The sequence below is a fragment of the Streptomyces sp. SP18CS02 genome, assembly GCF_036322365.1.
GTDB lineage: Bacteria > Actinomycetota > Actinomycetes > Streptomycetales > Streptomycetaceae > Streptomyces.
In genome coordinates, this window is the sequence record NZ_JAQYXC010000280.1 from 174,158 (window position 1) to 199,023 (window position 24,866).

Below are 24,866 nucleotides of genomic sequence, written 5' to 3' on the forward strand. Positions count from 1 at the left end.
GCCGCGCGGGCGGCCGGGCGGCGGCCGGGCCCGGCCGGGAGGTTACTTCGCGCCGGAGGCGCGCTGCGCGGCGATCTGCCGGGACATGATCGTGGTCAGCTCGTACGCGGTGTGGGAGGCGGCGACCGAGGTGATCTCGGCGTGGTCGTAGGCCGGGGCGACCTCCACCACGTCGGCCGAGACCAGGTTGCAGGAGGCCAGGCCGCGCAGGATCTCCAGGAGCTCGCGGGAGGTCATGCCGCCCGCCTCGGGGGTGCCGGTGCCGGGGGCGTGGGCCGGATCGAGGCAGTCGATGTCGATGGAGATGTACAGCGGGCGGTCGCCGATGCGCTGGCGGAGCTGGTCGGCGACCTCGTCGGCGCCACGCCGGTAGACGTCGGCGGAGGTGACGATGCCGAAGCCCATCTTCTCGTCGTCGGTCAGGTCCTGCTTGCCGTACAGCGGGCCGCGCGTGCCGATGTGGGAGAGCGCCTCGGTGTCGAGGATCCCCTCCTCGACGGCCCGGCGGAAGGGGGTGCCGTGGGTGTACTCGGCGCCGAAGTAGGTGTCCCAGGTGTCGAGGTGCGCGTCGAAGTGGAGCAGCGCGACCGGGCCGTGCTTCTTGGCGACGGAGCGCAGCAGCGGCAGGGCTATGGTGTGGTCGCCGCCGAGGGTCATCAGGCGGGCGCCGGTGCCGAGCAGGTCGTCCGCGGCGGCCTCGACGGTCTCGACGGCCTCGTTGATGTTGAACGGGTTGACGGCGATGTCACCGCCGTCCGCGACCTGGGCGAGGGCGAACGGCGAGGCGTCCTGGGCCGGGTTGTACGGGCGCAGCAGACGGGACGCCTCGCGGATCGCGTTGCCGCCGAAGCGGGCGCCGGGGCGGTAGGAGACCCCGGAGTCGAAGGGCACACCGACGACGGCGACGTCCGCGGTGCCGACCTCGTCCAGGCGCGGCAGCCGGGCGAACGTCGCGGGGCCGGCGTACCGCGGGACGCGGGACGAGTCGATGGGGCCGCGCGGCGTCTCGTTGCTGCTCATGGTCAGGTGCCTTCTTTCCTACGCTTCGTTGCGTTCAGTACGTGTATATGACTTTAGCCGTGGGCCGGGGCGGCCTCGGTCACGGTCACGGTCGCGGAGCCTTCCGGCTCGGCGCGGCCCGCGAGGCGGGCTCGCCAGGCCCGCAGGATCGCCTCGTCGGTCGGCCGGGTGGCGAGGGAGACGACCACGTACACGGCGAGCGAGGCCAGCAGGCCGTAGCAGACCGGCTGGTTGGCGAGGATCCCGTACGCCGCCATCAGGCCGATCACGGACGCGCCGCCCACGATCACCGCGGCGAGCGCGCCCCGGGCGGTGCCGCGGCGCCAGAGCAGGCCGCCGAGGATCGGTACGAGCAGGCCGCCCACCAGGAGGTTGTAGGCGACCGTCAGCGCCTCGACCACGTCGTTCAGGGCGATCGCGATGGCGACGACGGCCAGCCCCATGATCAGGATGAAGACGCGGTTGCCCTTGACCTCGTCGTGTTCCGTCCCGTCACGGCCGGCGACCATGCCGCGCAGCCGCGACCAGATGTCGTTGTTGGCGACGGTCGCACAGGCGATCAGCGCGCCCGAGGAGGTCGACATGACGGCGGCGAGCGCGGCGGCCAGCACGAGGCCGCGCACCCCGACGGGGAGTTCGTCCTTGACGATGGTGGCGAAGGCGTCGTCGGCGTTGCCCAGGTCCGGGTACATCACCTTGGCCGCGGTGCCGATCACGGCGCCGGCCACCGCGTACACCAGGCAGTAGGTGCCCGCGACGGTGCCGCCCCAGCGGGCCACCCTGTCGGTGCGGGCGGTGAACACGCGTTGCCAGATGTCCTGGCCGATCAGCATCCCGAAGGTGTAGATCAGCACGTAGGTGAAGACGGTCTCGCCGCCGATGCCGAGGGGTGCGAAGTACTCGGTGGGCAGCCGCGCCTTCATCTCGGCGAAGCCGCCGGCCTTGACGACCGCGATCGGCAGCAGCAGGAGCAGCACGCCGATCGTCTTGACGACGAACTGCACCATGTCCGTGAGCGTGATGGACCACATGCCGCCGAGCGTGGAGTACGCCACGACGATCGCGCCGCCGATGACGATCGCGACCGTCCGGGGGAGGTCGAAGAGCACGTCGAAGATCGTGGCGTAGGCGATGGTCGAGGTGACCGCGAGCATCAGCGTGTAGGCCCACATCACCACGCCGGAGATGACGCCCGCCCTGCCGCCGTAGCGCAGATCGAGCATCTCGGAGACGGTGTAGACCTTCAGCCGGGCGATGCGCGCGGAGAAGAACACGGACAGGGCGAGCAGGCCGAGGCCGATGGTGAGGACCATCCAGGCGCCGGAGAGGCCGTACTTGTAGCCGAGCCCGACGCCGCCGATGGTGGAGGCCCCGCCGAGCACGATGGCCGCCATGGTCCCGGAGTACATCCACGGCCCGAGGCGGCGGCCCGCCACCAGGAACTCGCTCTTGGACCTGGCGCGGCGCATGCCCCACCAGCCCATCGCCAGCATGCCTGCCAGGTAGACGGCGATCACTGTGTAGTCGACGGCCATGGGGCGGGCCCTCCTTCGTTCACCTCGGTGGCGTGTCGTGCGGGGAACATGCCTTGGCAGGGGCATGGATCGGCGGCTTCCGCAGGGACATCCGCCCGTACCCACGGCCACCGGTGGGCACGACAGTAGGTGGCCGGAAAGCGACGCTGAAGTGTACGTTTCATCCACTGCCCACGCTTCGGATGGAGGAAGCGTCCATGTCGTCCGAGGTGACTGTCACCCCGCCGGCCCCGCCCATCGCGCTGGGCTCGCTGATCGGCCACGAGGAGCTGGGGCTGCGGCTGCTCGCTGGCCCCCCGGAGGCGGACATCCACTGGGTGCACACCTCGGAGATGGCGGACCCGTACCCGTATCTGCTGGGCGGCGAACTGCTGCTGACGGCGGGCGTCCAGCTCACCGACCCCGAGCGGTACGTGGCCCGGGTGGTCGCGGCGGGTGCGGCGGCGCTCGGCTTCGGGGTGACGCCCGTGTACGACACGGTGCCCGGCGCGCTCGTCGAGGCCTGTGCCCGGTACGGGCTGCCACTGCTGGAGGTCCCGCCCCGCACGCCCTTCACCGCGGTCGCCCGGGCGGTGTGGCGGCTGATGGCGCGGGCCCGCCACCACGAGCTGCGCAGGGTGACCGAGGCGCAGCAGTCCCTCGCCACGGCGGCCGCCCGGCCCGATCCGGTGCCCGCGGTCCTGCACGCGCTGGCCTCCCGGCTGTCCGGCCACGCCGGGCTGTACGCCCCGGACGGCTCGGAGTACGCGGCGGCGGGCCGGCCGGTGGAGCCGGAAGCCCGCGCGGCCCTCGGCCATCTGGTCCGGGTGCTGAACCCGGACGGGGGTGCTCGGCCGGCCTCGGCCACCGACACGGCGGGCGGCTGCCATCTCGCGGCGTACGCCCTGGGCGGCAGCCGGAACCTCACCCTGGGCCTGGCGGCGGGGAGCCGGGCACCGGGCGATCACACCATCGCGGGCGTCGCGGTGGTCCTGCTGTCGCTGCTCACCGCCCCGCACCAGGGCGCCGACGAGGCGGCGCGCTCGGCCGCGCTGGTCCGGCTGCTGCTGGGCGAGCCGTCGGCCGAGGTGGCCCCGCTGCTGGGCGGGGCGCCCTGGACGGTGGTGCACGCACGCGGTGACGGGCCCCCGCCGGAGCTGGGCACCCCGCTGGTGGAGGTCCGCGACGACGGCACCGTACGGGCGCTGCTGCCCGCCGGCCGCGATGTCGCCCCGCACCCGGGCTGGACGCTGGGTGCGAGCGCCCCGGCCGGCCCCGGGGACCTGGCCGCGGCCGACCTCCAGGCGGCGCGTGCCCTGCGCCGCGCGCTGGCCGCGCACACCGGGCTGGCCCGGCACCGCCCGGGCGGGTTCGGGTCCCTGGTGGACCCGGACGAGGCGGCCGCGCACGCCCGCGAGCTCCTGCGGCCCCTCACCGAGCCCCTGACCGAGACCCTGCGCGCCTGGCTGTCCCTGCACGGCAACTGGGACCGCACGGCCACGGCCCTGGGCGTGCACCGCAACACGGTCCGCCAGCGCGTCTCGCGCTGCGGCTCGCTGCTGGGCGCCGACCTGGACGACGCGGAGGTACGGATGGAGCTCTGGTTCGCCTTGCGGTGGTCGTAGCCCCCCGGGGGAGCAGGGCGCGGGCAGTGCGCCAGGGAGGCAACCCACGGGTCGTGCACGATGTCCCTGTTCCGGCTTCCGGCGAAGTCGATCCGCCGCAACAGCGAGCGGCGCGCCCAGGTTCGGGCCGCGCCGCTGCGGAGCTGTGGTGAGCCCTTGGGGGGAGCCCCCGGGTCAGTGGAGCTTGTTGACGGCGGTCTTCGTCGTGGTGCGGAAGGCGGTCAGCGGGGCGTCCTCGAAGTCGCCCATCTGGCCCCAGCGGACAAGGGTGACGGTGCGGCCGTCGCGGCCGACGGAGAAGAGGTGGATGTCGCTGATGCCGATCTGCGGGTCGGCGGTGTCCAGGCTGTAGACCCAGGCGCCCTCCTCGACGGCGAGCTTGCCGTGCGAGGCGCTGACGGCCTGCAGGCCCGGGTTCTGCCGCTCCAGCAGGGGGCCGCAGCCGGCGAGGGACTTGCGAAGGGTGTCGACCAGCTTCACGGCGTCGGCCTCGGTGCCGGCGACGGTGGTGATCTGGACGCCGTTGGTGTCGAGCTCGGTGGTGAACTCGCGGTAGCGGGTGTTCTGCGCCGGGATCTTGTACGGGGCGCAGAGGGCGCCGCCGTTCTCCGGGACGCCGGTGAAGACCTGGGTGGCGGTCCACGGCGTCGACGACGGCGGCATCTGGGAGGCGGCGAGGAAGGCGGGCTGGGCGGCGGCCTGTGCCGGGGCCGTGGCGAGGGCCGCGAGGCCGAGGGCGGCAGCGGCGGCGGCGGCGAGTGCGGTACGGAGCTTGTTCATGGTGGTGGATCCCCCGTCGGGTCGTTCGTCGGTCAGTGCTCAACCAGCGTGGGGCCCGGCGCCCGCCGCCTGCAACGATCACGCGCCCCCCATCCGTCCCGGAACCATTCCACCCCCGCTGACGTGCAAGGACGTGAAGGGTGGGACGCAGTGTCGAAGGGGATGGAATGCCGAAGAACGCCGCCGTCGAGGAGTTCGCGCGGCTCGTGCGCGCGCTGAAGGCGCGGGACGGGAGGAGTTACGAGGCGCTGGGCCGGCGCCTGAGCGTCAGCGCGTCCACCCTCCACCGCTACTGCTCCGGCGCGACCGTCCCGGAGGAGTTCGCCGTGGTCGACCGCCTCGCCCTGCTGTGCGGGGCGGACGAGGAGGAGCGGCGGGCCCTGGAGGCGGCCTGGACCCGCGCGGACGGCGCCCGCCGCCCTCCGGCACCGGAACCCGGCCCTGAGCCGGCACCGGAACCCGGCCCTGAGCCGGCGCCCGAGCCCGACCCGGCACCCGAGCCCGGCCCGGAGCCGGCTCCGGAGCCCGCGCCGGCCCCCGACGCGGTGCCCGAGCCCGAGCGGGGACCCGTGCACGCGGGCGTGCCCGGCCTCCCGTCCGGGCGGCGCGGGCTCCGGTGGCGTTGGACGGGCGTGGTCGTGGGGGCGCTGGCGGTCGTGGGGACGGTGACGCTCGGAGCCGTACTCCTGCCCGGGAAGACCCGGGAGCGGGCCGCCGAACCACCGGCGCCGCTGACGTGGACGGTTGCCTCGCACCTCTGGAAGAACGGGTGCGGGCACACCTACCTCGTGGAGCGGACACCCCCTGCCCCGCCGGAGTCGGCCGACGCGCGGAGCTGGGCGGCGGCGCAGGGGGCCGTGGACGGCGGGGAGACGCTGGTGCGGGTGTCGGTGCAGGGGAAGGGCCCGGCGGCGGTGGTGCTCCAGGCACTGCACGTGCGGGTGGTGGAGCGTGGCGCGCCGCTGCCGTGGGCGGCGTACCGGATGGACGACGGGTGCGGCGGGGCGGTGACGCCGCGCCGTTTCGAGGTGGACCTGGACCGGCCGCGGCCGGTGGCGCGGGCGCTGGACGGGTACGACGCCTCCGGGGAGGAGGGCCGGACGCTCCCGGCGGTCTCCTTCCCGTACGCGGTCAGCGCCGCCGAGCCGGAGGAGCTGCTGGTCTCGGCGGGGGCGGCGGGGTGCGACTGCCGCTGGTACCTGGAGCTGGAGTGGAGCTCGCAGGGGCGCCGGGGCACGGTCCGGATCGGGAACGAGGACGGCACGCCCTTCCGGACGAGCGGGGCGAAGGGGCGGCCCGTGTACGGGTACGACCCCGTCGGGCGGGCCTGGATCACAGGCGAGAGGTCTGGACAGGGTGGGTGACCGCTGGGTAACTTCGTTGACGACAGACTGAGCAAGCGCTTAGACAATTGGGCCCGCACATCGGAGGAGTCGCACCGTGCGCCGTACCGTATTCAACGAGGACCACGAGGCGTTCCGCGAGACCATCCGCGCCTTCATCGAGGCCGAGGTCGTCCCGGTCTACGACGAGTGGTTCGCCGCGGGCCAGGCACCGCGCGACTTCTACTACAAGCTCGGTGAGCTGGGTGTCTTCGGCATCCGCGTGCCCGAGGAGTACGGCGGCGCGGGCATCGAGTCGCACAAGTACGAGGCCGTCATGTACGAGGAGACCGCCCGCGCGGGCGTCTCCTTCGGCGGTTCCGGCGTGCACGTCCTGCTGGGCCTGCCGTACATCGAGATGCTCGCCACCGACGAGCAGAAGAAGCGCTACCTGCCGAAGTTCGTGTCCGGCGAGGAGATGTGGGCGCTGGCCATGACGGAGCCGGGCACGGGCTCGGACGTCGCCGGCATGAAGACCACGGCGAAGCTCTCCGAGGACGGCACCCACTACGTCCTCAACGGCGCCAAGACCTTCATCACCGGCGGCGTGCACGCCGACCGCGTGATCGTGTGCGCCCGTACCTCCGCGCCCACCGCCGAGGACCGCCGCCACGGCATCTCCCTGTTCGCCGTCGACACCAAGTCCGCGGGCTACTCGGTCGGCCGCAAGCTGGACAAGCTGGGCCTGAAGACCTCCGACACCGCCGAGCTGGCCTTCGTCGACGTCAAGGTGCCGGTCGAGGACCTGCTCGGCGAGGAGAACAAGGGCTTCTACTACCTGGGCCAGAACCTCCCCTCGGAGCGCTGGGGCATCGCGTTCGGCGCCTACGCGCAGGCCAAGGCCGCCATCCGGTTCGCCCAGCAGTACGTGACCGACCGCACCGTCTTCGGCAAGCCGGTCGCGTCCTTCCAGAACACCAAGTTCGAGCTGGCCGCCTGCCAGGCCGAGGTGGACGCCGCCGAGGCCGTCGCCGACCGCGCCCTGGAGGCCCTGGACGCCGGCGAGCTCACCCCCGCCGAGGCCGCGTCCGCGAAGCTGTTCTGCACCGAGGTCGCCCACCGCGTCATCGACCGCTGCCTCCAGCTGCACGGCGGCTACGGGTACATGAACGAGTACCCGATCGCCCGCCTGTACGCGGACAACCGCGTCAACCGCATCTACGGCGGCACCAGCGAGGTCATGAAGACCATCATCGCCAAGTCGATGGGCCTGTAGGACAGGTGACGACAGGCGCACAACCGCTGGACGAGCTGCTCGGGCTGCTCGATCTTGAGCAGATCGATCAGGACTACTTCCGGGGCCAGTCCCGCTCGGCGCTCGTCCCGCGGGTCTTCGGCGGACAGGTCGCGGCCCAGGCGCTCGTCGCCGCGGGCCGGACCGTCCCCGGGGACCGGCTCGCCCACTCGCTGCACGCGTACTTCCTGCGCGCCGGCGACCCGGGCGCGCCCATCGTCTACACCGTGGACCGCATCCGCGACGGCCGCTCGTTCACCACCCGGCGGGTGGTGGCGGTCCAGCACGGCAAGCCGATCTTCCATCTGTCGGCGTCCTTCCAGACGTACGAGGAGGGGCTGGAGCACCAGGCGGACATGCCGCCCGCCCCCGACCCCGAGACGCTGCCGACCCCCGCGGAGATGCTGCCGCGCCACCTGCCCGCGGACGTCGCGCGGCGGCTGATCGAGGCGCGCGCGGCGGTCGACCTGCGGTACGTGGACGTACCGCCCTGGGGCAGCGTCGGCGAGCCGCGCGAGCCCCGCTCGCAGGTGTGGTTCCGCGCGAACGGCAAGCTCGACGAGTACGCGGCCGATCCGCTGCTGCACGTCTGCCTGGCCACGTACGTCTCGGACATGACGCTGCTGGACTCCGTGCTCCTGGCCCACGGGCGGGGCGGCTGGGCCGTCGGCGACGTGGTGGGCGCGTCGCTGGACCACGCCATGTGGTTCCACCGGCCGTTCCGCGCCGACGAATGGCTGCTGTACGACCAGGAGTCCCCCTCGGCGGCGGGCGGCCGGGGACTGGGCCAGGCCCGGATCTACACCCGGGACGGCCGGCTGGCGATCACCGTCATCCAGGAGGGCGTCGTCCGCGTCCCGCGCGACTAGAGGGTGTCCGGGGCGCCCCGGCCGGGCCCCCGGGAGGGGCTCGACGGACCGTTCATGGTCGACCAGGCTGTGCGCGACGGAAGTTGTCGGGAGGGACGGTCCTCGCGCTCGCCGGAGTCCTGCTCGGGACGACGGGCACGCCCATAGGCGAGCATCTGGCCGACCGGGTGGAGAACCGGCGCCACCAGTGGGAGCGGGGCGCCACCGAGCGTGCGGAACGCAAGGCGGCCATCGTCGGCTTCCTGGGCGCCGCCCAGCGGATCGAGCTGGTACTGGACAGCAGGAACCCGGTTCTGCCGACCGCCGGCGACGGCACCGACGAGGGGCCCTGCGCTCCCTCTGGCTGGCCGAGAAGACGGTCGAGCTGGTCTGCGGGCACGAGATCGCGCAGGCCGCCCAGGACTACGCGGAGGCGCTGCGCCATGAACGCGTGGCGCCGCTCCCGCTTGGCGGGGAGGCGGCGCGGGCCGAGCTGGGCGGCGGCGGGCCCCGGCTCCGGCGTCGCACGGCCGGATGACCTGCGGCAGCGGGGCCGGGGGCCCGTGGACGGATCGCCCGGCCCGGGCGATCCGGGCGCCGTTTCCCCGCGCGGCCCCGCGCCCCCGCCCAAGGAGCGCGGAGCCCGGTGCCCCCCGGGCCTCAGAGCAGCCCGGCCGCGCCCAGCAGGTAGTCGGTCATCGGCTCGTAGGAGCGCGGGTCGGGCACGTTGTCGTCGAGCGGGACGGTGACCTGCATGGTGCCCTCCGCCTCGCCGAGGAACAGGGCGGGGTCGTTGCAGTCCGCGTACCCGACGGAGTCCACCCCGCGTCCGCCCGCGCGTCCGGCCCAGCCGTGGTCGGCCACGACGAGGTCGGGCCGCACGTCGAGCCGGTCCAGGATGGCGTTCATCGGCTCGGGCGAGTGGGTGTGCCACAGGGTCGCGCCGCGCCCGAAGACGGCGACGTCGGCGAACTGCACGACGTACCCCTCGTCGGCCGTCAGCCCGCCGGGGATGCGCACGATGTCGCACCCGGCGGCCCGCAGCGCCGCGGCGGTCCTGCTGTGCACATCGAGCAGCGCGCCCGGGTGCCCGGTGGCGAAGAGCACCCGCTGCCCGCCCTCGGCGGCCTTGCGCAGCCGCGCGGCCATCCGCTCCAGCCCGTCGACGGTCAGCTCGGGGTCGATGGTGTCCTGCCCGGTCCGGTGCGCCGGGTCGTCGTTCACACCGCACCGTTCGGCCATCACGGCGAGCACGTCCTGCTCGTCGGTCCAGCGGTCGCCGAGCTCCAGGCCGAGCCAGTAGTGGCGGTCGCCGTTGGCCAGCTTGCGGTAGTGGGAGAGGTTGTTGTCGCGGGGTGTGGCGACGTCTCCGGCGATCCGGGTGCGGACGAGGTGCTCGACGAGGGCGGCGCGGCTGGGTATCGGCATGGCTCCCATTGTGCCGCCCCGCCACGCCGCGTGGCCGCCCCGTTCCACCCCGTGGGCCCCCTCGGGGTCCGTCCGGCCGGTCAGCCGGCCAGGGAACCGAACGCGCCGTGCGCCAGGGACCGCAGCAGCGCAGCGGTGGCGCCGCGGCCCGGAAGCCCGTCCCCGGCCGCGGGCGTGCCCAGGTGGGGGGTGGAGTTCAGCAGGCCGAAGACCGCGTGGACGGCTGCCCTGGCCTGCGATTCCGTGACGCCCGGGTAGAGCTCGCGCACCACCGCGACCCACAGCTCGACGTACTGCCGCTGGAGCTGGCGGACGCGCTTGCGGTCGGTGTCCCGCAGGCGGTCCAGCTCCCGGTCGTGCAGGGTGATCAGCGGGCGGTCGTCGAGTGCGAAGTCGATGTGGCCGTCGATGAGGGCGGCGAGCAGGGCGTCCGGTTCGCCGGCCGTCTCCTCGACGCGGCGCCGGCCCCCGTCGAGCAGCCGTTCGCTGATCCCGACCAGCAGCTCGGCGAGCATCGCGTCCTTGCCGGCGAAGTGCCGGTAGAGGCCGGGGCCGCTGATGCCGACCGCCGCCCCTATCTCGTCGACGCCTACTCCGTGGAAGCCGCGCTCGGCGAAGAGGCGGGCGGCCTCCTTGAGGATCTGCTCGCGGCGCGTCGGGGCGTCGGTCCTGGTGCTCATGGACTGATTCTAGAGAAACCTCGACAGGGCGGTTAGCGCTCGTTAACCTGAACGGCACGCGTTAACGCTCATTAACACCATCTGGTTCGGTCGTCACGGGCAAGGGGGCTCGACACGATGCAGCAGGCACCCGTGCTGGCAAGCGCGGCAGACCCCGCATCCGCGGCCTGGCAGGCCAACGAAGCGGCGCACCACGAGCTGGCGGACGGACTGCGGGCACGGCTCGCCGCCGCCCGGCTCGGCGGCGGGGAGAAGGCCCGCGCCCGGCACACCGCGCGGGGCAAGCTCCTGCCGCGCGACCGGGTCGACACACTCCTGGACCCGGGCTCCCCGTTCCTGGAGCTCGCCCCGCTCGCGGCGAACGGCATGTACGGCGACCAGGCCCCGGCCGCCGGGGTCATCGCCGGGATCGGCCGGGTCAGCGGCCGGGAGGTGGTGGTCGTCGCCAACGACGCCACCGTCAAGGGCGGCACGTACTACCCGATGACGGTCAAGAAGCACCTGCGCGCCCAGGAGGTGGCGCTGGAGAACCGCCTGCCCTGTGTGTACCTGGTCGACTCGGGCGGCGCGTTCCTTCCCATGCAGGACGAGGTCTTCCCGGACCGGGAGCACTTCGGGCGGATCTTCTACAACCAGGCCCGGATGTCCGGCGCGGGCATCCCGCAGATCGCGGCCGTCCTCGGCTCGTGCACGGCCGGCGGCGCCTACGTACCGGCCATGAGCGACGAGGCGGTGATCGTGCGCGGTCAGGGCACGATCTTCCTGGGCGGCCCGCCCCTGGTGAAGGCCGCGACCGGCGAGGTCGTCACCGCCGAGGAGCTCGGCGGCGGCGAGGTCCACTCCCGTACCTCCGGCGTCACCGACCATCTCGCGGAGGACGACGCGCACGCCCTGCGCATCGTCCGGAACATCGTCGCGACGCTCCCGGAGCGCGGCCCGCTGCCCTGGCCGGTGGAGCCGGTCGAGGAGCCGAAGGTCGACCCGTACGGGCTGTACGGGGCGGTGCCGGTGGACTCCCGGACGCCCTACGACGTGCGTGAGGTGATCGCCCGGGTCGTGGACGGCTCCCGTTTCCAGGAGTTCAAGTCCGAGTACGGGCAGACCCTGGTCACCGGCTTCGCCCGGATCCACGGTCACCCGGTCGGCATCGTCGCCAACAACGGCATCCTGTTCTCCGAGTCCGCCCAGAAGGGCGCGCACTTCATCGAGCTGTGCGACCAGCGCGGCATCCCGCTGCTGTTCCTGCAGAACATCTCCGGCTTCATGGTCGGCCGGGACTACGAGGCGGGCGGCATCGCCAAGCACGGCGCCAAGATGGTCACCGCCGTCGCGTGCACCCGGGTGCCGAAGCTGACCGTCGTCATCGGCGGCTCCTACGGCGCCGGCAACTACTCGATGTGCGGCCGGGCCTACTCCCCCCGCTTCCTGTGGATGTGGCCCAACGCCAAGATCTCCGTGATGGGCGGCGAGCAGGCCGCGTCCGTCCTCGCCACGGTCAAGCGCGACCAGCTCGGCGACGACTGGAGCGCCGATGAGGAGGACGCCTTCAAGGCGCCGATCCGCGAGCAGTACGAGACGCAGGGCAACGCCTACTACGCGACCGCCCGGCTGTGGGACGACGGCGTGATCGACCCGCTGGACACCCGGCAGGCCGTCGGACTCGCCCTGACCGCCTGTGCCAACGCCCCGCTGGGTGAGCCCGGCTTCGGCGTCTTCCGGATGTGAGGAAACCCCAGATCATGTCGATGTTCGACACAGTCCTTGTGGCCAACCGGGGCGAGATCGCGGTCCGCGTCATCCGTACGCTGCGGACCCTCGGCGTGCGCTCGGTGGCCGTGTACAGCGACGCCGACGCCGATGCCCGCCATGTACGGGAGGCCGACACGGCGGTCCGGATCGGTCCGCCCCCCGCCGCCGAGAGCTACCTCCGCGTCGAGCGGCTGCTGGAGGCCGCGCGGCGGACCGGAGCCCAGGCGGTCCACCCCGGGTACGGGTTCCTCGCGGAGAACGCCGCCTTCGCCCGGGCGTGCGCCGATGCGGGCCTGGTCTTCATCGGACCGTCCGCCGAGGCCATCTCCCTGATGGGCGACAAGATCCGCGCCAAGGAGACCGTGCGGGCGGCCGGCGTCCCGGTCGTGCCGGGCTCCTCGGGCAGCGGGCTGAGCGACGCCGAACTGGCCGCAGCCGCCCGGGAGATTGGCATGCCGGTGCTGCTCAAGCCCTCGGCGGGCGGCGGCGGCAAGGGCATGCGGCTCACCCGGGACGAGTCGGCCCTGCCGGAGGAGATCGCGGCCGCCCGCCGCGAGGCGCGCGCGTCCTTCGGCGACGACACCCTGCTGGTGGAGCGGTGGATCGACCGGCCCCGGCACATCGAGATCCAGGTGCTGGCGGACGGCCACGGCAACGTGGTCCACCTGGGCGAGCGGGAGTGCTCGCTCCAGCGGCGCCACCAGAAGATCATCGAGGAGGCCCCGTCGGTCCTGCTCGACGAGGAGACGCGGGCCGCCATGGGCGAGGCGGCGGTCCAGGCCGCCCGCTCCTGCGGCTACCGGGGCGCCGGCACGGTGGAGTTCATCGTCCCGGGCAACGACCCGTCCTCGTACTTCTTCATGGAGATGAACACCCGTCTCCAGGTGGAGCACCCGGTGACCGAGCTCGTCACCGGCCTGGACCTGGTCGAGTGGCAGCTGAGGGTCGCGGCCGGCGAGCGGCTGCCGTTCCGCCAGGAGGACATCTCCCTGACCGGTCACGCGATCGAGGCCCGGATCTGCGCCGAGGACCCCTCGCGCGGCTTCCTCCCCTCCGGCGGCACGGTCCTGGCGCTGCGCGAGCCGCAGGGTGACGGGGTGCGCACCGACTCGGGGCTGAGCGAGGGCACCGAGGTCGGCAGCCTGTACGACCCGATGCTGTCGAAGGTCATCGTCCACGCGCAGGACCGGCCCGCGGCCCTGCGCAGACTGCGCGCCGCCCTCGCGGACACGGTCACCCTGGGCGTCCCGACGAACGCCGGCTTCCTGCGCCGTCTGCTGGCGCACCCGGACGTCGTCTCGGGCGACCTGGACACCGGCCTGGTGGAGCGGGACGCGCAGAGCCTGGTGCCGGACGGGATCCCGGACGAGGTGTACGAGGCCGCCGCGGCGGTACGGCAGGACCGGCTGCGCCCGCGGCCCGACGCGGCCGGCTGGACCGACCCGTTCTCGGTGCCCAGCGGCTGGCGCATCGGCGGCGGTCGCGCGCCGCTGACGCACTGGCTGCGCGTGGCGGGCGCGGAACCCGTCGCGTGCCGGCCCGGAGGCTCCGGTCACCTGACCGACGACCGGGTGACCGTCACCGTCGACGGCATCACCCACACCTTCCACCGCGCCGGGAACTGGCTCGGCCGGGACGGCGACAGCTGGCACGTGCAGGACCACGACCCGGTCGAGGCGTCCCTGAGCCGCACCGCCCACTCCGGCGCCGACTCGCTCACCGCGCCGATGCCGGGCACCGTCACCGTCGTGAAGGTGGCCGTCGGGGACGAGGTGACCGCCGGTCAGGGCCTGCTCGTCGTCGAGGCGATGAAGATGGAGCACGTCATCTCCGCCCCGCACGACGGCACCGTCGCCGAGCTGGACGTCACCCCCGGCACCACCGTCGCCATGGACCAGGTGCTGGCCGTGGTGGTCCCGAAGGAGGAGTCATGACCGCGGGGCTTCCGATGACCGTGCCCGGGCCCGGGCTGCCCGCCCGGGTACGCGTCCACGAGGTCGGCCCGCGCGACGGGCTGCAGAACGAGAAGGGCGTCGTCCCGACCGAGGTGAAGGCCGAGTTCGTGCACCGCCTCGCCGGTGCCGGGCTGACCACCGTCGAGGCGACCAGCTTCGTCCATCCCAGGTGGGTGCCGCAGCTGGCCGACGCGGAGCAGCTCTTCCCGCTGGTCAGGGGGATCGAGGGCGTGCGGCTGCCGGTCCTCGTGCCCAACGAGCGGGGTCTGGACCGCGCGCTGGCCCTCGGGGCGCGGGAGATCGCGGTGTTCGCCAGCGCCACCGAGTCGTTCGCGAAGGCCAACCTCAACCGCACCGTCGACGAGGCGCTCGACATGTTCGCCCCGGTCGTCACCCGGGCCATCGAGCAGGGCCTGCGGGTGCGCGGCTACCTGTCCATGTGCTTCGGCGACCCGTGGGAGGGCCCCGTCCCCGTCGAGCAGGTCGTCCGCGTCTGCCGGCGCCTGCGCGAACTGGGCTGCGACGAGCTGAGCCTGGGCGACACCATCGGTGTGGCCACCCCGGGCCACGTGGCGCGGCTGCTCACCGCCCTCGGCGGGGCGGGGGTGCCCACCGGGGCTCTCGCCGTGCACTTCCACGACACGTACGGCCAGGCACTGGCCAACACCCTTGCCGCACTCCAGCACGGCGTGACCACCGTGGACGCCTCCGCGGGCGGCCTCGGCGGCTGCCCTTACGCGAAGAGCGCCACCGGGAACCTCGCCACCGAGGACCTCGTGTGGATGCTCCACGGCCTCGGCATCGAAACCGGGGTCGATCTCGGCCGGCTCACCGCCACGAGCGTGTGGATGGCCGAGCGACTGGGTCGCCCCAGTCCCTCCCGTACCGTCCGCGCCCTCTCCCACAAGGAGTGACTCCCCATGTCCCTGGATCACCGGCTCTCCGCCGAACACGAGGAACTCCGCCGTACGGTCGAGCAGTTCGCCCATGACGTGGTCGCCCCGAAGATCGGCGACTTCTACGAGCGGCACGAGTTCCCGTACGAGATCATCCGCGAGATGGGCGGCATGGGTCTGTTCGGCCTGCCCTTCCCGGAGGAGTACGGCGGCATGGGCGGCGACTACCTGGCCCTGGGCATCGCCCTCGAAGAGCTCGCCCGGGTCGACTCGTCCGTGGCCATCACCCTGGAGGCGGGGGTCTCGCTCGGCGCGATGCCGGTCTTCCGCTTCGGCACGGAGGAGCAGAAGCGCACATGGCTGCCCCGGATGTGCAGCGGGGAGATCCTGGGCGCCTTCGGCCTGACAGAGCCCGAGTGCGGATCGGACGCGGGGGGTACGAGGACGACCGCCCGCCGGGACGGCGACGAGTGGGTCATCAACGGCTCGAAGTGCTTCATCACCAACTCCGGCACGGACATCACGGGACTGGTGACGGTCACGGCCGTCACCGGCCGCAAGGACGACGGCCGTCCGCTGATCTCCACGATCATCGTCCCCTCCGGCACCCCCGGCTTCACCGTCGCCGCGCCCTACTCCAAGGTCGGCTGGAACGCCTCGGACACCCGCGAGCTGTCCTTCTCCGACGTCCGCGTACCGGTCGGGAACCTCCTGGGCGAGGAGGGCCGCGGCTACGCCCAGTTCCTGCGCATCCTCGACGAGGGCCGCATCGCCATCTCTGCACTGGCCACCGGTCTGGCCCAGGGCTGTGTGGACGAGTCCCTGGCGTACGCCAAGGAACGCCGTGCCTTCGGCCGGCCGATCGGCGACAACCAGGCCATCCAGTTCAAGATCGCGGACATGGAGATGCGGGCGCACATGGCCCGTGTCGGCTGGCGTGACGCGGCGTCCCGGCTGGTGAGCGGCGAGCCCTTCAAGAAGGAGGCGGCGCTGGCCAAGCTGTACTCGTCGACCGTGGCCGTCGACAACGCCCGGGAGGCCACCCAGATCCACGGCGGGTACGGCTTCATGAACGAGTACCCGGTGGCCCGCATGTGGCGGGACTCCAAGATCCTGGAGATCGGCGAGGGCACGAGCGAGGTCCAGCGCATGCTGATCGCCCGCGAGTTGGGGCTCCCGGCCTGATCCGCCCCCGCGCTTCCGCCCGTTCCGCCCCCAGGGGCGGGGCGGACCCACATGAGGTCCGCGTCCCGGTGCCGGCACCGGGGCGCGGACCTCATGTGCGGTGGGCCCCGGGCCGCGTGTTCACCGCCGGAGCGGGGGCACCCCTGTAACAAGCCCTGAGGTTAGGCTAACCTACCCTCGGACTTGCCCAAGGGCCGGATATCGGCCGTACGAAAGCGATTCAGCCATGCCCAGCAACGCCCGAGCCACCCACCTCACCCGCCGCGGTCTGCTCGCAGCCGGCGGCGCTCTCGGGCTCGGCGCCGCGCTCGTCGCGTGCGGCGGCGGCAAGGACTCCAAGGACTCCTCCTCCGGCGGGAACTCCGGCCCCTGGAAGTTCACGGACGACCGCGGCAAGGCCGTCGACCTGAAGTCCGTCCCGAAGAACATCGTCGCCTTCACCGGCACGGCGGCCGCGCTGTACGACTACGGCGTCGAGGTCAAGGCCGTGTTCGGCCCGACCACGGTCAAGGACCCGAAGACGGGCAAGGACACGGCCGACATCCAGGCGGGCGACCTCGACATCACCAAGGTCGAGATCCTCGGCAACACCTGGGGCGAGTTCAACATCGAGCAGTACGTGAAGCTCGCGCCCGAGGTGCTCATCTCCGCGATGTGGGAGAAGGACACCCTCTGGTACCTGCCCCCGCAGTCCGCCGACAAGATCCTGAAGGTGGCGCCGAGCGTCGCGCTCTGGGCGGCCCAGACCACCATGCCCAAGGCCCTCCAGCGCCACGCGGAGCTCGCCGAGTCCCTGGGCGCCGACCTGAAGGCCAAGAAGGCGGTCGACGCCAAGGCCCGCTTCGAGAAGGCCGCCGCGCGGCTGCGCGCCGCCGCCAAGTCGAAGCCGGAGATCCGCGTCATGATCGGCTCGGCCAGCCAGGAGCTCTTCTACGTCTCCCTCGCCAAGACGTCCGCCGACACGCTCTACTTCGAGGAGCTGGGCGTGAAGTTCGTCCAGCCGAAGGTGAACGCGGCAGGCTTCTTCGAGGAGCTGAGCTGGGAGAACCTGGACACGTACCCGGCCGACGTCATCATGATGGACAACCGGACCTCGGCCATCCAGCCCGGCGCCCTGACCTCCAAGCCGACCTGGGGACAGCTGCCCGCCGTCAAGGCCGGCCAGGTCATCCCCCGCGTCACCGAGCCCATCTACTCGTACGACAAGTGCGCCGTGGTCCTGGAGGACCTCGCCAAGGCGATCGAGAACGCCAAGAAGGTGGCCTGAGCCAGATGACGACAGCCGAGACCGCCCCGTTCAGGTTCTTCTCCCTCCGAGTGGCAAGGACGCTGCGGCTCGGCCCGTCGATGGTCCGTGTCACGTTCACGGGGGACGACCTCGCCGGCTTCGCCGCCGGCGGCCGCGACCAGAGCCTCTCCCTGTTCCTGCCGCAACCGGGCCAGCCCGAGCCGGTCATGCCACCCGTCCTGGACGGGGACCTGTACGGCGCGCTCGGCGCGTGGCGGGCCATGCCCGACGACGTCCGGGCGGTGATGCGCTCGTACACCGTGCGCGAGCAGCGCCGGGCCGGCGACGGGACGTGCGAGGTCGACATCGACTTCGCCCTCCACGCGCCGGCGTCCCCCGGTGACACGAGCGTCGGCCCCGCGTGCCGCTGGGCGCAGCAGGCGTCCGAGGGCGACCGGGTCGTGGTGCTCGGTCCCGCCGTCGCCGACAACACGGGCGTCCGCTTCCGGCTGCCCGAGGACGCCGACGAGGTGCTGATCTGGGGTGACGAGACGGCGCTGCCCGCCGCCTCGGCGATCCTGGAGTGGCTCCCGGCCGGCACCAGGGCCCAGGTGTGGCTCGAGGTCCCCTGCTCCGCCGACCGGATGGAACTGAGGACCGAGGCCGACGCCACGGTCACCTGGCTCGTGCGGGAGGAGGGCGCGCCGGCCGCCGTGGAGGCCGTGCGGGCCGCCCGGCTGTCGGGCACGGCCCCGTACGCCTGGATCGCGGGCGAGTCCGGCTCGGTGAAGGCGCTGCGCCGCCACCTGGTCGGCGAGCGCGGGATCGACCGCCGCCGGGTGACGTTCGTCGGGTACTGGCGCAAGGGGCTGAGCGAGGACGCCCTGCGCGAGGCTCCGCAGGAGGAGACGGAAGCGGTCGAATCCGGCGCGGCGGCGTAACGCACCTCACCCACAACTGCTGTGCCCCAAGGGGGGCGAGGGATAGTTGCGGCGTAAATTTAGGTTAGGCTAACCTTACTTACGACGTCGCCCCTCGCCCCCTCTTCTGTCCTGAGGGCCGATTAAGTCCCCGCATCAGGGAGGACATTGCATGCGCTCGCACCTGCTCAATGACGTGACGGCGGAGCAGTACCGACGTTCCGTCACCGAAGGAGTCGAGCGGGTGGCGAACCGACTCGCCACCACCAGGCGGCCGTTCACCGGCATCACGCCCGATGAGCTCGCGCCCGTCATCGCCGCGGTCGATCTGGACACGCCGCTCGGCGACGCGTCCGCCGCGCTGGACGAGCTCGAAGAGCTCTATCTGCGTGACGCCGTCTACTTCCACCACCCGCGCTACCTGGGCCACCTCAACTGCCCGGTCGTGATCCCCGCCGTACTCGGCGAGGCGGTGCTCTCCGCGGTCAACTCGTCCCTGGACACCTGGGACCAGAGCGCCGGCGGCACGCTCATCGAGCGCCGCCTGATCGACTGGACCACCGGGCGCATCGGGCTCGGCCAGGCCGCCGACGGCGTCTTCACCAGCGGCGGCACCCAGTCCAACCTCCAGGCGCTGCTGCTGGCCCGCGAGGAGGCCAAGACGGAGGACCTGGCCACGCTGCGCATCTTCTCCTCCGAGTGCAGCCACTTCAGCGTGCAGAAGTCCGCCACGCTGCTGGGCCTGGGCCGCGACGCGGTGGTCTCCATACCCTGCGACCGCGACAAGCGCATGCAGACCGTCGTCCTCGCCGCCGAACTGGAGCGCTGCGCCGCCCAGGGCCTGACGCCGATGGCCATCGTCGCCACCGCCGGCACCACCGACTTCGGGTCCATCGACCCGCTCGGCGACATCGCCGACCTCGCCGCCGAGTACGGCGCCTGGATGCACGTCGACGCCGCCTACGGCTGCGGACTGCTCGCCTCCCCGACCCGCCGCCACCTCCTGGACGGCATCGAGCGGGCCGACTCGGTCACGGTCGACTACCACAAGTCCTTCTTCCAGCCGGTCAGTTCCTCCGCCGTGCTGGTCCGGGACGGGGCCACCCTGCGCCACGCCACCTACCACGCGGACTACCTCAACCCCCGGCGTACGGTCGAGGAGAGGATCCCCAACCAGGTGGACAAGTCCCTCCAGACCACCCGCCGGTTCGACGCCCTCAAACTGTGGATGACGCTGCGCGTCATGGGCGCGGACGGTGTCGGCCAGCTGTTCGACGAGGTCTGCGACCTGGCCCGGGCCGGCTGGGACGTGCTCGCCGCCGACCCGCGCTACGACGTGGTCGTCCAGCCGTCGCTGTCCACCCTGGTCTTCCGCTACATCCCGGCCTCCGTCACTTCCCCGGCCGACATCGACCGCGCCAACCTGTACGCGCGCAAGGCGCTGTTCGCCTCGGGCGAGGCGGTCGTCGCGGGGACGAAGGTCGACGGCCGCCAGTACCTGAAGTTCACCTTGCTCAACCCCGAGACGACGGTGTCCGACATCACCGCCGTCCTCGACCTGATCGCCGGCCACGCCGAGCAGTACCTGGGAGAGAACCTTGTCCACGCCTCTTGATTTCATCGGTATCGGACTCGGTCCGTTCAACCTGGGCCTGGCCTGCCTGACCGAGCCCATCGACGGGCTGGACGGTCTCTTCCTGGAGTCCAAGCCGGACTTCGAATGGCACTCGGGCATGTTCCTCGAAGGCGCCCACCTGCAGACGCCGTTCATGTCGGACCTGGTCACGCTCGCCGACCCGACGTCGCCGTACTCCTTCCTGAACTACCTGAAGGAGAGAGGCCGGCTCTACTCCTTCTACATCCGCGAGAACTTCTATCCGCTGCGGACGGAGTACAACGACTACTGCCAGTGGGCCGCCGGCAAGCTGAGCAACGTACGGTTCTCCACCACCGTGACCTCGGTCGAGCACGACGCCGAGGACGATCTGTACCTCGTCCGTACCGACGGCGGCGAGACGCTGCGCGCCCGTCACCTCGTCCTGGGCACCGGCACCCCGCCGTACATCCCCGAGGCGTGCCAGGGCCTGGAGGGCGACTTCCTGCACAACTCGCGCTACCTCCAGTCCAAGGAGGCGCTCCAGGCCAAGGAGTCCATCACCCTGGTCGGCAGCGGTCAGAGCGCCGCGGAGATCTACTACGACCTGCTCTCCGAGATCGACGTGCACGGCTACCGGCTGAACTGGGTCACCCGCTCCCCCCGGTTCTTCCCGCTGGAGTACACCAAGCTCACGCTGGAGATGACCTCCCCGGAGTACATCGACTACTTCCACGCGCTGCCCGAGGCCACCCGCTACCGGCTGGAGACCCAGCAGAAGGGCCTGTTCAAAGGCATCGACGGCGAGCTGATCGACGCGATATTCGACCTGCTCTACCAGAAGAACCTCAAGGGCCCCGTCCCCACCCGCCTGCTCACCAACGCGTCGCTCAACACGGCGTCCTACGAGGACGGGACGTACACCCTCGGCCTGCGCCAGGAGGAGCAGGGCAAGGACTTCGAGATCCGTACCGAGGGCCTGGTGCTCGCCACCGGCTACAAGTACGTCGTCCCGGAGTTCCTGGCCCCCGTCAAGGACCGGCTGCGCTGGGACGGACAGGGCCGCTTCGACGTCGCGCGCAACTACTCCATCGACACGACCGGCCGGGGCGTCTTCCTCCAGAACGCCGGCGTGCACACCCACTCGATCACCTCACCCGACCTGGGCATGGGCGCCTACCGCAACGCCTACATCATCGGCGAACTGCTGGGCACCGAGTACTACCCGGTCGAGAAGTCCATCGCGTTCCAGGAGTTCTCCGTATGAGCACCACCCACCCCCTCGGGACGTTCACCTTCCGTCCCTTCGACCCCTCCCCCACCGGCGGTGAGGGTCCGAGCGACGCGGAGCTGATCCACCCCTGGGTCACCCACCCGAAGGCCGCGTTCTGGATGATGCAGGACGCGAGACTCCAGGACGTCGAGCGCGAGTACATGGCCATCGCGGCCCACCCCCACCACGACGCCTTCATCGGGCTGCACGACGGGAAGCCGGCGTTCCTGATGGAGCGGTACGACCCCCGGTACGTCGAGCTGACCGGTCTGTACGAGCCGCAGCCCGGCGACGTCGGCATGCACTTCCTCGTCGCGCCGACCGACACCCCGGTCCACGGCTTCACCCGCGCGGTGATCACCGCCGTGATGGAGGAGCTGTTCGCGGACCCCGCGACCGTCCGGGTCGTCGTCGAGCCCGACGTGCGCAACGAGGCCGTCCACGCGCTCAACGCGGCGGTCGGCTTCGAGAAGGTCAAGAGGATAGCCAAGCCGGAGAAGGACGCGTACCTGAGCGTCTGCACCCGGGAGCAGTTCCTGAAGAGCCGCGACCACGCGACAGCGGGAGCCGCCCGATGAGCGACCAGCGCCCCACGAGCCCCGTCTCCCACCTCACCCCCGAGCGCTGGGCCGACGCCGACCGTCTGCTGATCCGCAAGGCACTCGCCGAGTTCAGCCATGAACGGCTGCTGACGCCCGAGCCGCTCGGAGACGACCGCTACCGGGTCCTCGCCGACGACGGCGCGACCGAGTACCGGTTCGCCGCCGCACGGTTCGCGCTCGACCACTGGCAGGTGGACGCCGACTCGATCACCCGCCACCGCGACGGCGCCGAGCTCCCCCTGGACGCGCTGGAGTTCGTCATCGGGCTGCGCGGCGCGCTCGGCCTGAGCGACGAGATCCTGCCGGTCTACCTGGAGGAGATCTCCTCCACCCTCTCCGGTACGGCGTTCAAGTCGACGAAACCGCGGGTGAGCGCCGCCGAGCTGGCGAAGTCGGACTTCCAGGCCGTCGAGACGGGCATGACCGAGGGCCACCCCTGCTTCGTCGCCAACAACGGCCGCCTGGGCTTCGGCATCGACGAGTACCACGCGTACGCCCCGGAGGCCGCGACCCCGATCCGGCTGATCTGGCTGGCCGCCCGCCGCGACCGCGCCACCTTCACCGCCGGCGCGGGCATCGACTACGACGGTTTCATCCGCGCGGAGCTCGGTGACGCGGCCGTGGACGGCTTCGCCCGGAAACTCTCCGAGCTGGGTCTCGACCTCGCCGACCACCTCCTGGTGCCCGCCCACCCCTGGCAGTGGTGGAACAAGCTGTCGGTCACCTTCGCCGCCGAGATCGCCCAGCAGCGGCTGGTCTACCTGGGCGAGGGCGACGACGACTACCTGGCCCAGCAGTCGATCCGTACGTTCTTCAACACGAGCGATCCGTCGAAGCACTACGTCAAGACGGCGCTGTCGGTCCTCAACATGGGCTTCATGCGCGGTCTGTCCGCCGCCTACATGGAGGCCACCCCGGCCATCAACGACTGGCTGGCGGGCCTGATCGAGAGCGACGGCGTCCTCAGGGCGGCCCGCTTCTCGATCATTCGTGAGCGGGCGGCCGTCGGCTACCGCCACCTCGAGTACGAGGCCGCCACCGACCGCTACTCGCCCTACCGCAAGATGCTCGCCGCGCTCTGGCGGGAAAGCCCGGTGCCGACCCTCGACGAAGGGCAGCGGCTCGCCACGATGGCGTCCCTGCTGCACGTGGACCACGAGGGCGCGTCGTTCGCCGGTGCGCTGATCGCCGAGTCCGGCCTGGAGCCCGCCGTCTGGCTGCGCCGCTACCTGGACGCCTACCTGCTGCCGATCCTGCACACGTTCTACGCGTACGACCTGGTGTTCATGCCGCACGGCGAGAACGTCATCCTCGTCGTCGAGGACGGCGCGGTCCAGCGTGCGATCTTCAAGGACATCGCCGAGGAGATCGCGGTGATGGACATGGACGCGGTCCTGCCGCCCGCCGTCGAGCGCATCCGCGTCGAGGTGCCCGAGGACACGAAACTGCTGTCCGTCTTCACCGACGTCTTCGACTGCTTCTTCCGCTTCCTGGGCGCGACGCTCGCCGCGGAGGGGGTGCTGGGCGAGGACGACTTCTGGCGCACGGTCGCCGAGTGCGTGCACGGGTACCAGGACTCGGTGCCGGAGCTGGCGGACAGGTTCAAGCAGTACGACATGTTCGCGGAGGAGTTCTCGCTCTCCTGCCTCAACCGGCTCCAGCTGCGCAACAACCGGCAGATGGTGGACCTGGCGGACCCGTCCGGCGCGCTCCAGCTCATCGGCACGCTGCGGAACCCCATCGCGCGGTTCGCCCGCTGAGGCCCCCGTGCGGACCGGACCGGGCCCGGTGAGCCCGGTCCGGTCCGCACGAGACCCTGGACCTGGCCGGCGCCCGGGACGGTCCCCGGGCGCCGGTCCAGTACGTCCGGCCGGGCCGGTCCTCCCGCGCGGACCAGGGCACCTGCCGGGAGCCGGCGGTCGATGCCGCCGGGCCGGGCTCCGGCGGCCGCGCGCCCCGCGCCGCCGTGCGTGCCGCGCGCCTTGTTCGCGGTCACGGTGCGGACCGTACTCGCGTACCCGGATGGAACAATCCCTCCATGGCCGAGATCATCCAGAAGGACGGGACCTGGACCTTCGACGGGGACACGCTGCGCATCGTGCCGGGTGGGGACAGGAGCGTCGGACTGCTGCGCCGGACGCTGGGCGAGGTCGCCGTACCCCTGCGCGCGCTGGCCGGCATCTCGTTCGAGGCGGGGAAGAAGGCGGGACGGCTGCGGCTGCGGCTGCGGGACGGGGCCGATCCCCTGCTGGCGATCACCGGGGGCAAGCTGGAGGACGGCGCGGACCCGTACCGGCTGACCGTGGCGAACGACCGGGCGGGGGGCGCCGAGTACTTCGTCGACGAGGTGCGCGGCGCGCTGCTGCTCGAACAGGTGGAGTCCGGCCCGGTGACCGGGTATCTGCTCCCCGGGCCCGCGCTGCCGCTCACCGTCGGAGCGGGTGACGGCACCGTCACCTTCGACGGGGAGCGGATCCGTCTGGAGTGGAACTGGAAGACGGAGGAGTCCAAGGCGTCCGGCGGGGACCGCACCCTCGCGCTGGCCGACGTGGACGCGGTGGAGTGGCTGCCGGCCATCGGGCTGGAGAACGGGTACCTGCGTTTCCGTACGGGCGGGACGCCCGCCCCGGCGCCCAAGCACGATCCGCACGCCGTGGAGCTGTGGGGCTTCCGCAAGGACCCCCTCATGGCGCTGGTGGCCGCCGCCGTGGTCGCCCGGCTGCCGCACCCCAACGCCCCGCGCACCGCGCCCGCCCTCACCCCGCCGCCCGCCGCGACACCCGGGCCGGCCCCCGCCACGGCCCCCGCGACAGTCCCTGCCACCGACGCCGTCGATCACGACGTGCTGCTGCGGCGCCTGCGGGAGCTCGGCGAGCTCCACCAGGCGGGAATACTGACCGCCGAGGAGTTCGCCACCGCCAAGCAGGCGGTTCTCAGGCAGCTCTGAGCTCCC

The 24,866-nt window shown here is 72.2% G+C and carries 20 protein-coding genes; 15 read left to right on the forward strand and 5 right to left on the reverse strand.

Features of this window, described 5'->3' with window-relative positions; genetic code table 11:
- Nucleotides 1-42: 42 nt before the first annotated feature.
- Nucleotides 43-1,020, reverse strand: a complete 978-nt coding sequence (speB, locus tag PUR26_RS14910; protein ID WP_329872827.1) for an agmatinase — start codon at nt 1,018-1,020, stop codon at nt 43-45.
- Between the two features lie 53 nt (nt 1,021-1,073).
- Nucleotides 1,074-2,555: a sodium:solute symporter gene (locus PUR26_RS14915; protein WP_329872828.1), complete on the reverse strand. Its 1,482-nt coding sequence runs from the start codon at nt 2,553-2,555 to the stop codon at nt 1,074-1,076.
- A gap of 197 nt (nt 2,556-2,752) precedes the next feature.
- On the opposite strand from PUR26_RS14915, the gene PUR26_RS14920 reads away from it, so the two are divergent.
- Complete coding sequence (locus PUR26_RS14920) at nt 2,753-4,159, forward strand: helix-turn-helix domain-containing protein (protein ID WP_329872829.1); 1,407 nt, start codon at nt 2,753-2,755, stop codon at nt 4,157-4,159.
- Nucleotides 4,160-4,333: 174 nt separating this feature from the next.
- Here the strand turns inward: PUR26_RS14920 and PUR26_RS14925 are convergent, their stop codons facing one another.
- Complete coding sequence (locus tag PUR26_RS14925; RefSeq protein WP_329872830.1) at nt 4,334-4,939, reverse strand: hypothetical protein; 606 nt, start codon at nt 4,937-4,939, stop codon at nt 4,334-4,336.
- Between the two features lie 167 nt (nt 4,940-5,106).
- On the opposite strand from PUR26_RS14925, the gene PUR26_RS14930 reads away from it, so the two are divergent.
- From PUR26_RS14930 to PUR26_RS14940, 3 genes are all read left to right on the forward strand, one after another.
- The gene (locus PUR26_RS14930) at nt 5,107-6,303 is read left to right on the forward strand and encodes a helix-turn-helix domain-containing protein (protein WP_329872831.1); all 1,197 of its coding nucleotides are present in this window, start codon (nt 5,107-5,109) and stop codon (nt 6,301-6,303) included.
- Between the two features lie 76 nt (nt 6,304-6,379).
- Nucleotides 6,380-7,537 carry an acyl-CoA dehydrogenase family protein gene (locus PUR26_RS14935; RefSeq protein WP_329872832.1) on the forward strand — a complete coding sequence of 386 codons (1,158 nt, stop codon included), beginning with the start codon at nt 6,380-6,382 and terminating at the stop codon, nt 7,535-7,537.
- A gap of 5 nt (nt 7,538-7,542) precedes the next feature.
- Nucleotides 7,543-8,424, forward strand: a complete 882-nt coding sequence (locus PUR26_RS14940; RefSeq protein ID WP_329872833.1) for an acyl-CoA thioesterase — start codon at nt 7,543-7,545, stop codon at nt 8,422-8,424.
- Nucleotides 8,425-9,063: 639 nt separating this feature from the next.
- Here PUR26_RS14940 and PUR26_RS14945 read toward each other — a convergent pair.
- Both PUR26_RS14945 and PUR26_RS14950 read right to left on the reverse strand, forming a co-directional pair.
- Nucleotides 9,064-9,831, reverse strand: a complete 768-nt coding sequence (locus PUR26_RS14945; RefSeq protein WP_329872834.1) for a phosphatase — start codon at nt 9,829-9,831, stop codon at nt 9,064-9,066.
- An 80-nt stretch (nt 9,832-9,911) separates the two neighbouring features.
- Nucleotides 9,912-10,511, reverse strand: coding sequence for an SACE_7040 family transcriptional regulator (locus PUR26_RS14950; protein ID WP_329872835.1), 600 nt, complete (start codon nt 10,509-10,511; stop codon nt 9,912-9,914).
- A 117-nt stretch (nt 10,512-10,628) separates the two neighbouring features.
- Here PUR26_RS14950 and PUR26_RS14955 point away from each other — a divergent pair, with 117 nt between their 5' ends.
- The 11 genes from PUR26_RS14955 (at nt 10,629) to PUR26_RS15005 (ending at nt 24,860) form a co-directional block, all read left to right on the forward strand.
- On the forward strand, nt 10,629-12,236 hold the full coding sequence (locus PUR26_RS14955) for a carboxyl transferase domain-containing protein (protein ID WP_329872836.1): 1,608 nt from the start codon (nt 10,629-10,631) through the stop codon (nt 12,234-12,236).
- A gap of 14 nt (nt 12,237-12,250) precedes the next feature.
- Nucleotides 12,251-14,194 carry an acetyl/propionyl/methylcrotonyl-CoA carboxylase subunit alpha gene (locus PUR26_RS14960; RefSeq protein ID WP_329872837.1) on the forward strand — a complete coding sequence of 648 codons (1,944 nt, stop codon included), beginning with the start codon at nt 12,251-12,253 and terminating at the stop codon, nt 14,192-14,194.
- Complete coding sequence (locus tag PUR26_RS14965; protein WP_329872838.1) at nt 14,191-15,129, forward strand: hydroxymethylglutaryl-CoA lyase; 939 nt, start codon at nt 14,191-14,193, stop codon at nt 15,127-15,129. The genes PUR26_RS14960 and PUR26_RS14965 overlap by 4 nt, the downstream gene beginning before the upstream one ends.
- 6 nt (nt 15,130-15,135) lie before the next feature.
- Entirely contained in the window at nt 15,136-16,296 is a 1,161-nt protein-coding gene (locus PUR26_RS14970; protein ID WP_329872839.1) for an acyl-CoA dehydrogenase family protein, read from the forward strand.
- Between the two features lie 226 nt (nt 16,297-16,522).
- Nucleotides 16,523-17,563: an ABC transporter substrate-binding protein gene (locus PUR26_RS14975; RefSeq protein WP_329872840.1), complete on the forward strand. Its 1,041-nt coding sequence runs from the start codon at nt 16,523-16,525 to the stop codon at nt 17,561-17,563.
- 5 nt (nt 17,564-17,568) lie between these two features.
- Nucleotides 17,569-18,465 (forward strand): siderophore-interacting protein, encoded by an 897-nt coding sequence (locus PUR26_RS14980; protein ID WP_329872841.1) that lies wholly within the window; start codon nt 17,569-17,571, stop codon nt 18,463-18,465.
- A 151-nt stretch (nt 18,466-18,616) separates the two neighbouring features.
- Nucleotides 18,617-20,059: a pyridoxal phosphate-dependent decarboxylase family protein gene (locus PUR26_RS14985; protein ID WP_329872842.1), complete on the forward strand. Its 1,443-nt coding sequence runs from the start codon at nt 18,617-18,619 to the stop codon at nt 20,057-20,059.
- Nucleotides 20,043-21,305 (forward strand): lysine N(6)-hydroxylase/L-ornithine N(5)-oxygenase family protein, encoded by a 1,263-nt coding sequence (locus PUR26_RS14990; RefSeq protein WP_329872843.1) that lies wholly within the window; start codon nt 20,043-20,045, stop codon nt 21,303-21,305. Before PUR26_RS14985 ends, PUR26_RS14990 begins: the two co-directional genes overlap by 17 nt.
- Nucleotides 21,302-21,889: a GNAT family N-acetyltransferase gene (locus PUR26_RS14995; protein ID WP_329872844.1), complete on the forward strand. Its 588-nt coding sequence runs from the start codon at nt 21,302-21,304 to the stop codon at nt 21,887-21,889. The genes PUR26_RS14990 and PUR26_RS14995 overlap by 4 nt, the downstream gene beginning before the upstream one ends.
- Nucleotides 21,886-23,673, forward strand: coding sequence for an IucA/IucC family protein (locus PUR26_RS15000; RefSeq protein WP_329872845.1), 1,788 nt, complete (start codon nt 21,886-21,888; stop codon nt 23,671-23,673). The genes PUR26_RS14995 and PUR26_RS15000 overlap by 4 nt, the downstream gene beginning before the upstream one ends.
- 278 nt (nt 23,674-23,951) lie before the next feature.
- A complete protein-coding gene (locus PUR26_RS15005; RefSeq protein ID WP_329872846.1) occupies nt 23,952-24,860 on the forward strand; it encodes a DUF4429 domain-containing protein in 909 nt (302 codons plus the stop codon).
- Nucleotides 24,861-24,866: the final 6 nt, after the last annotated feature.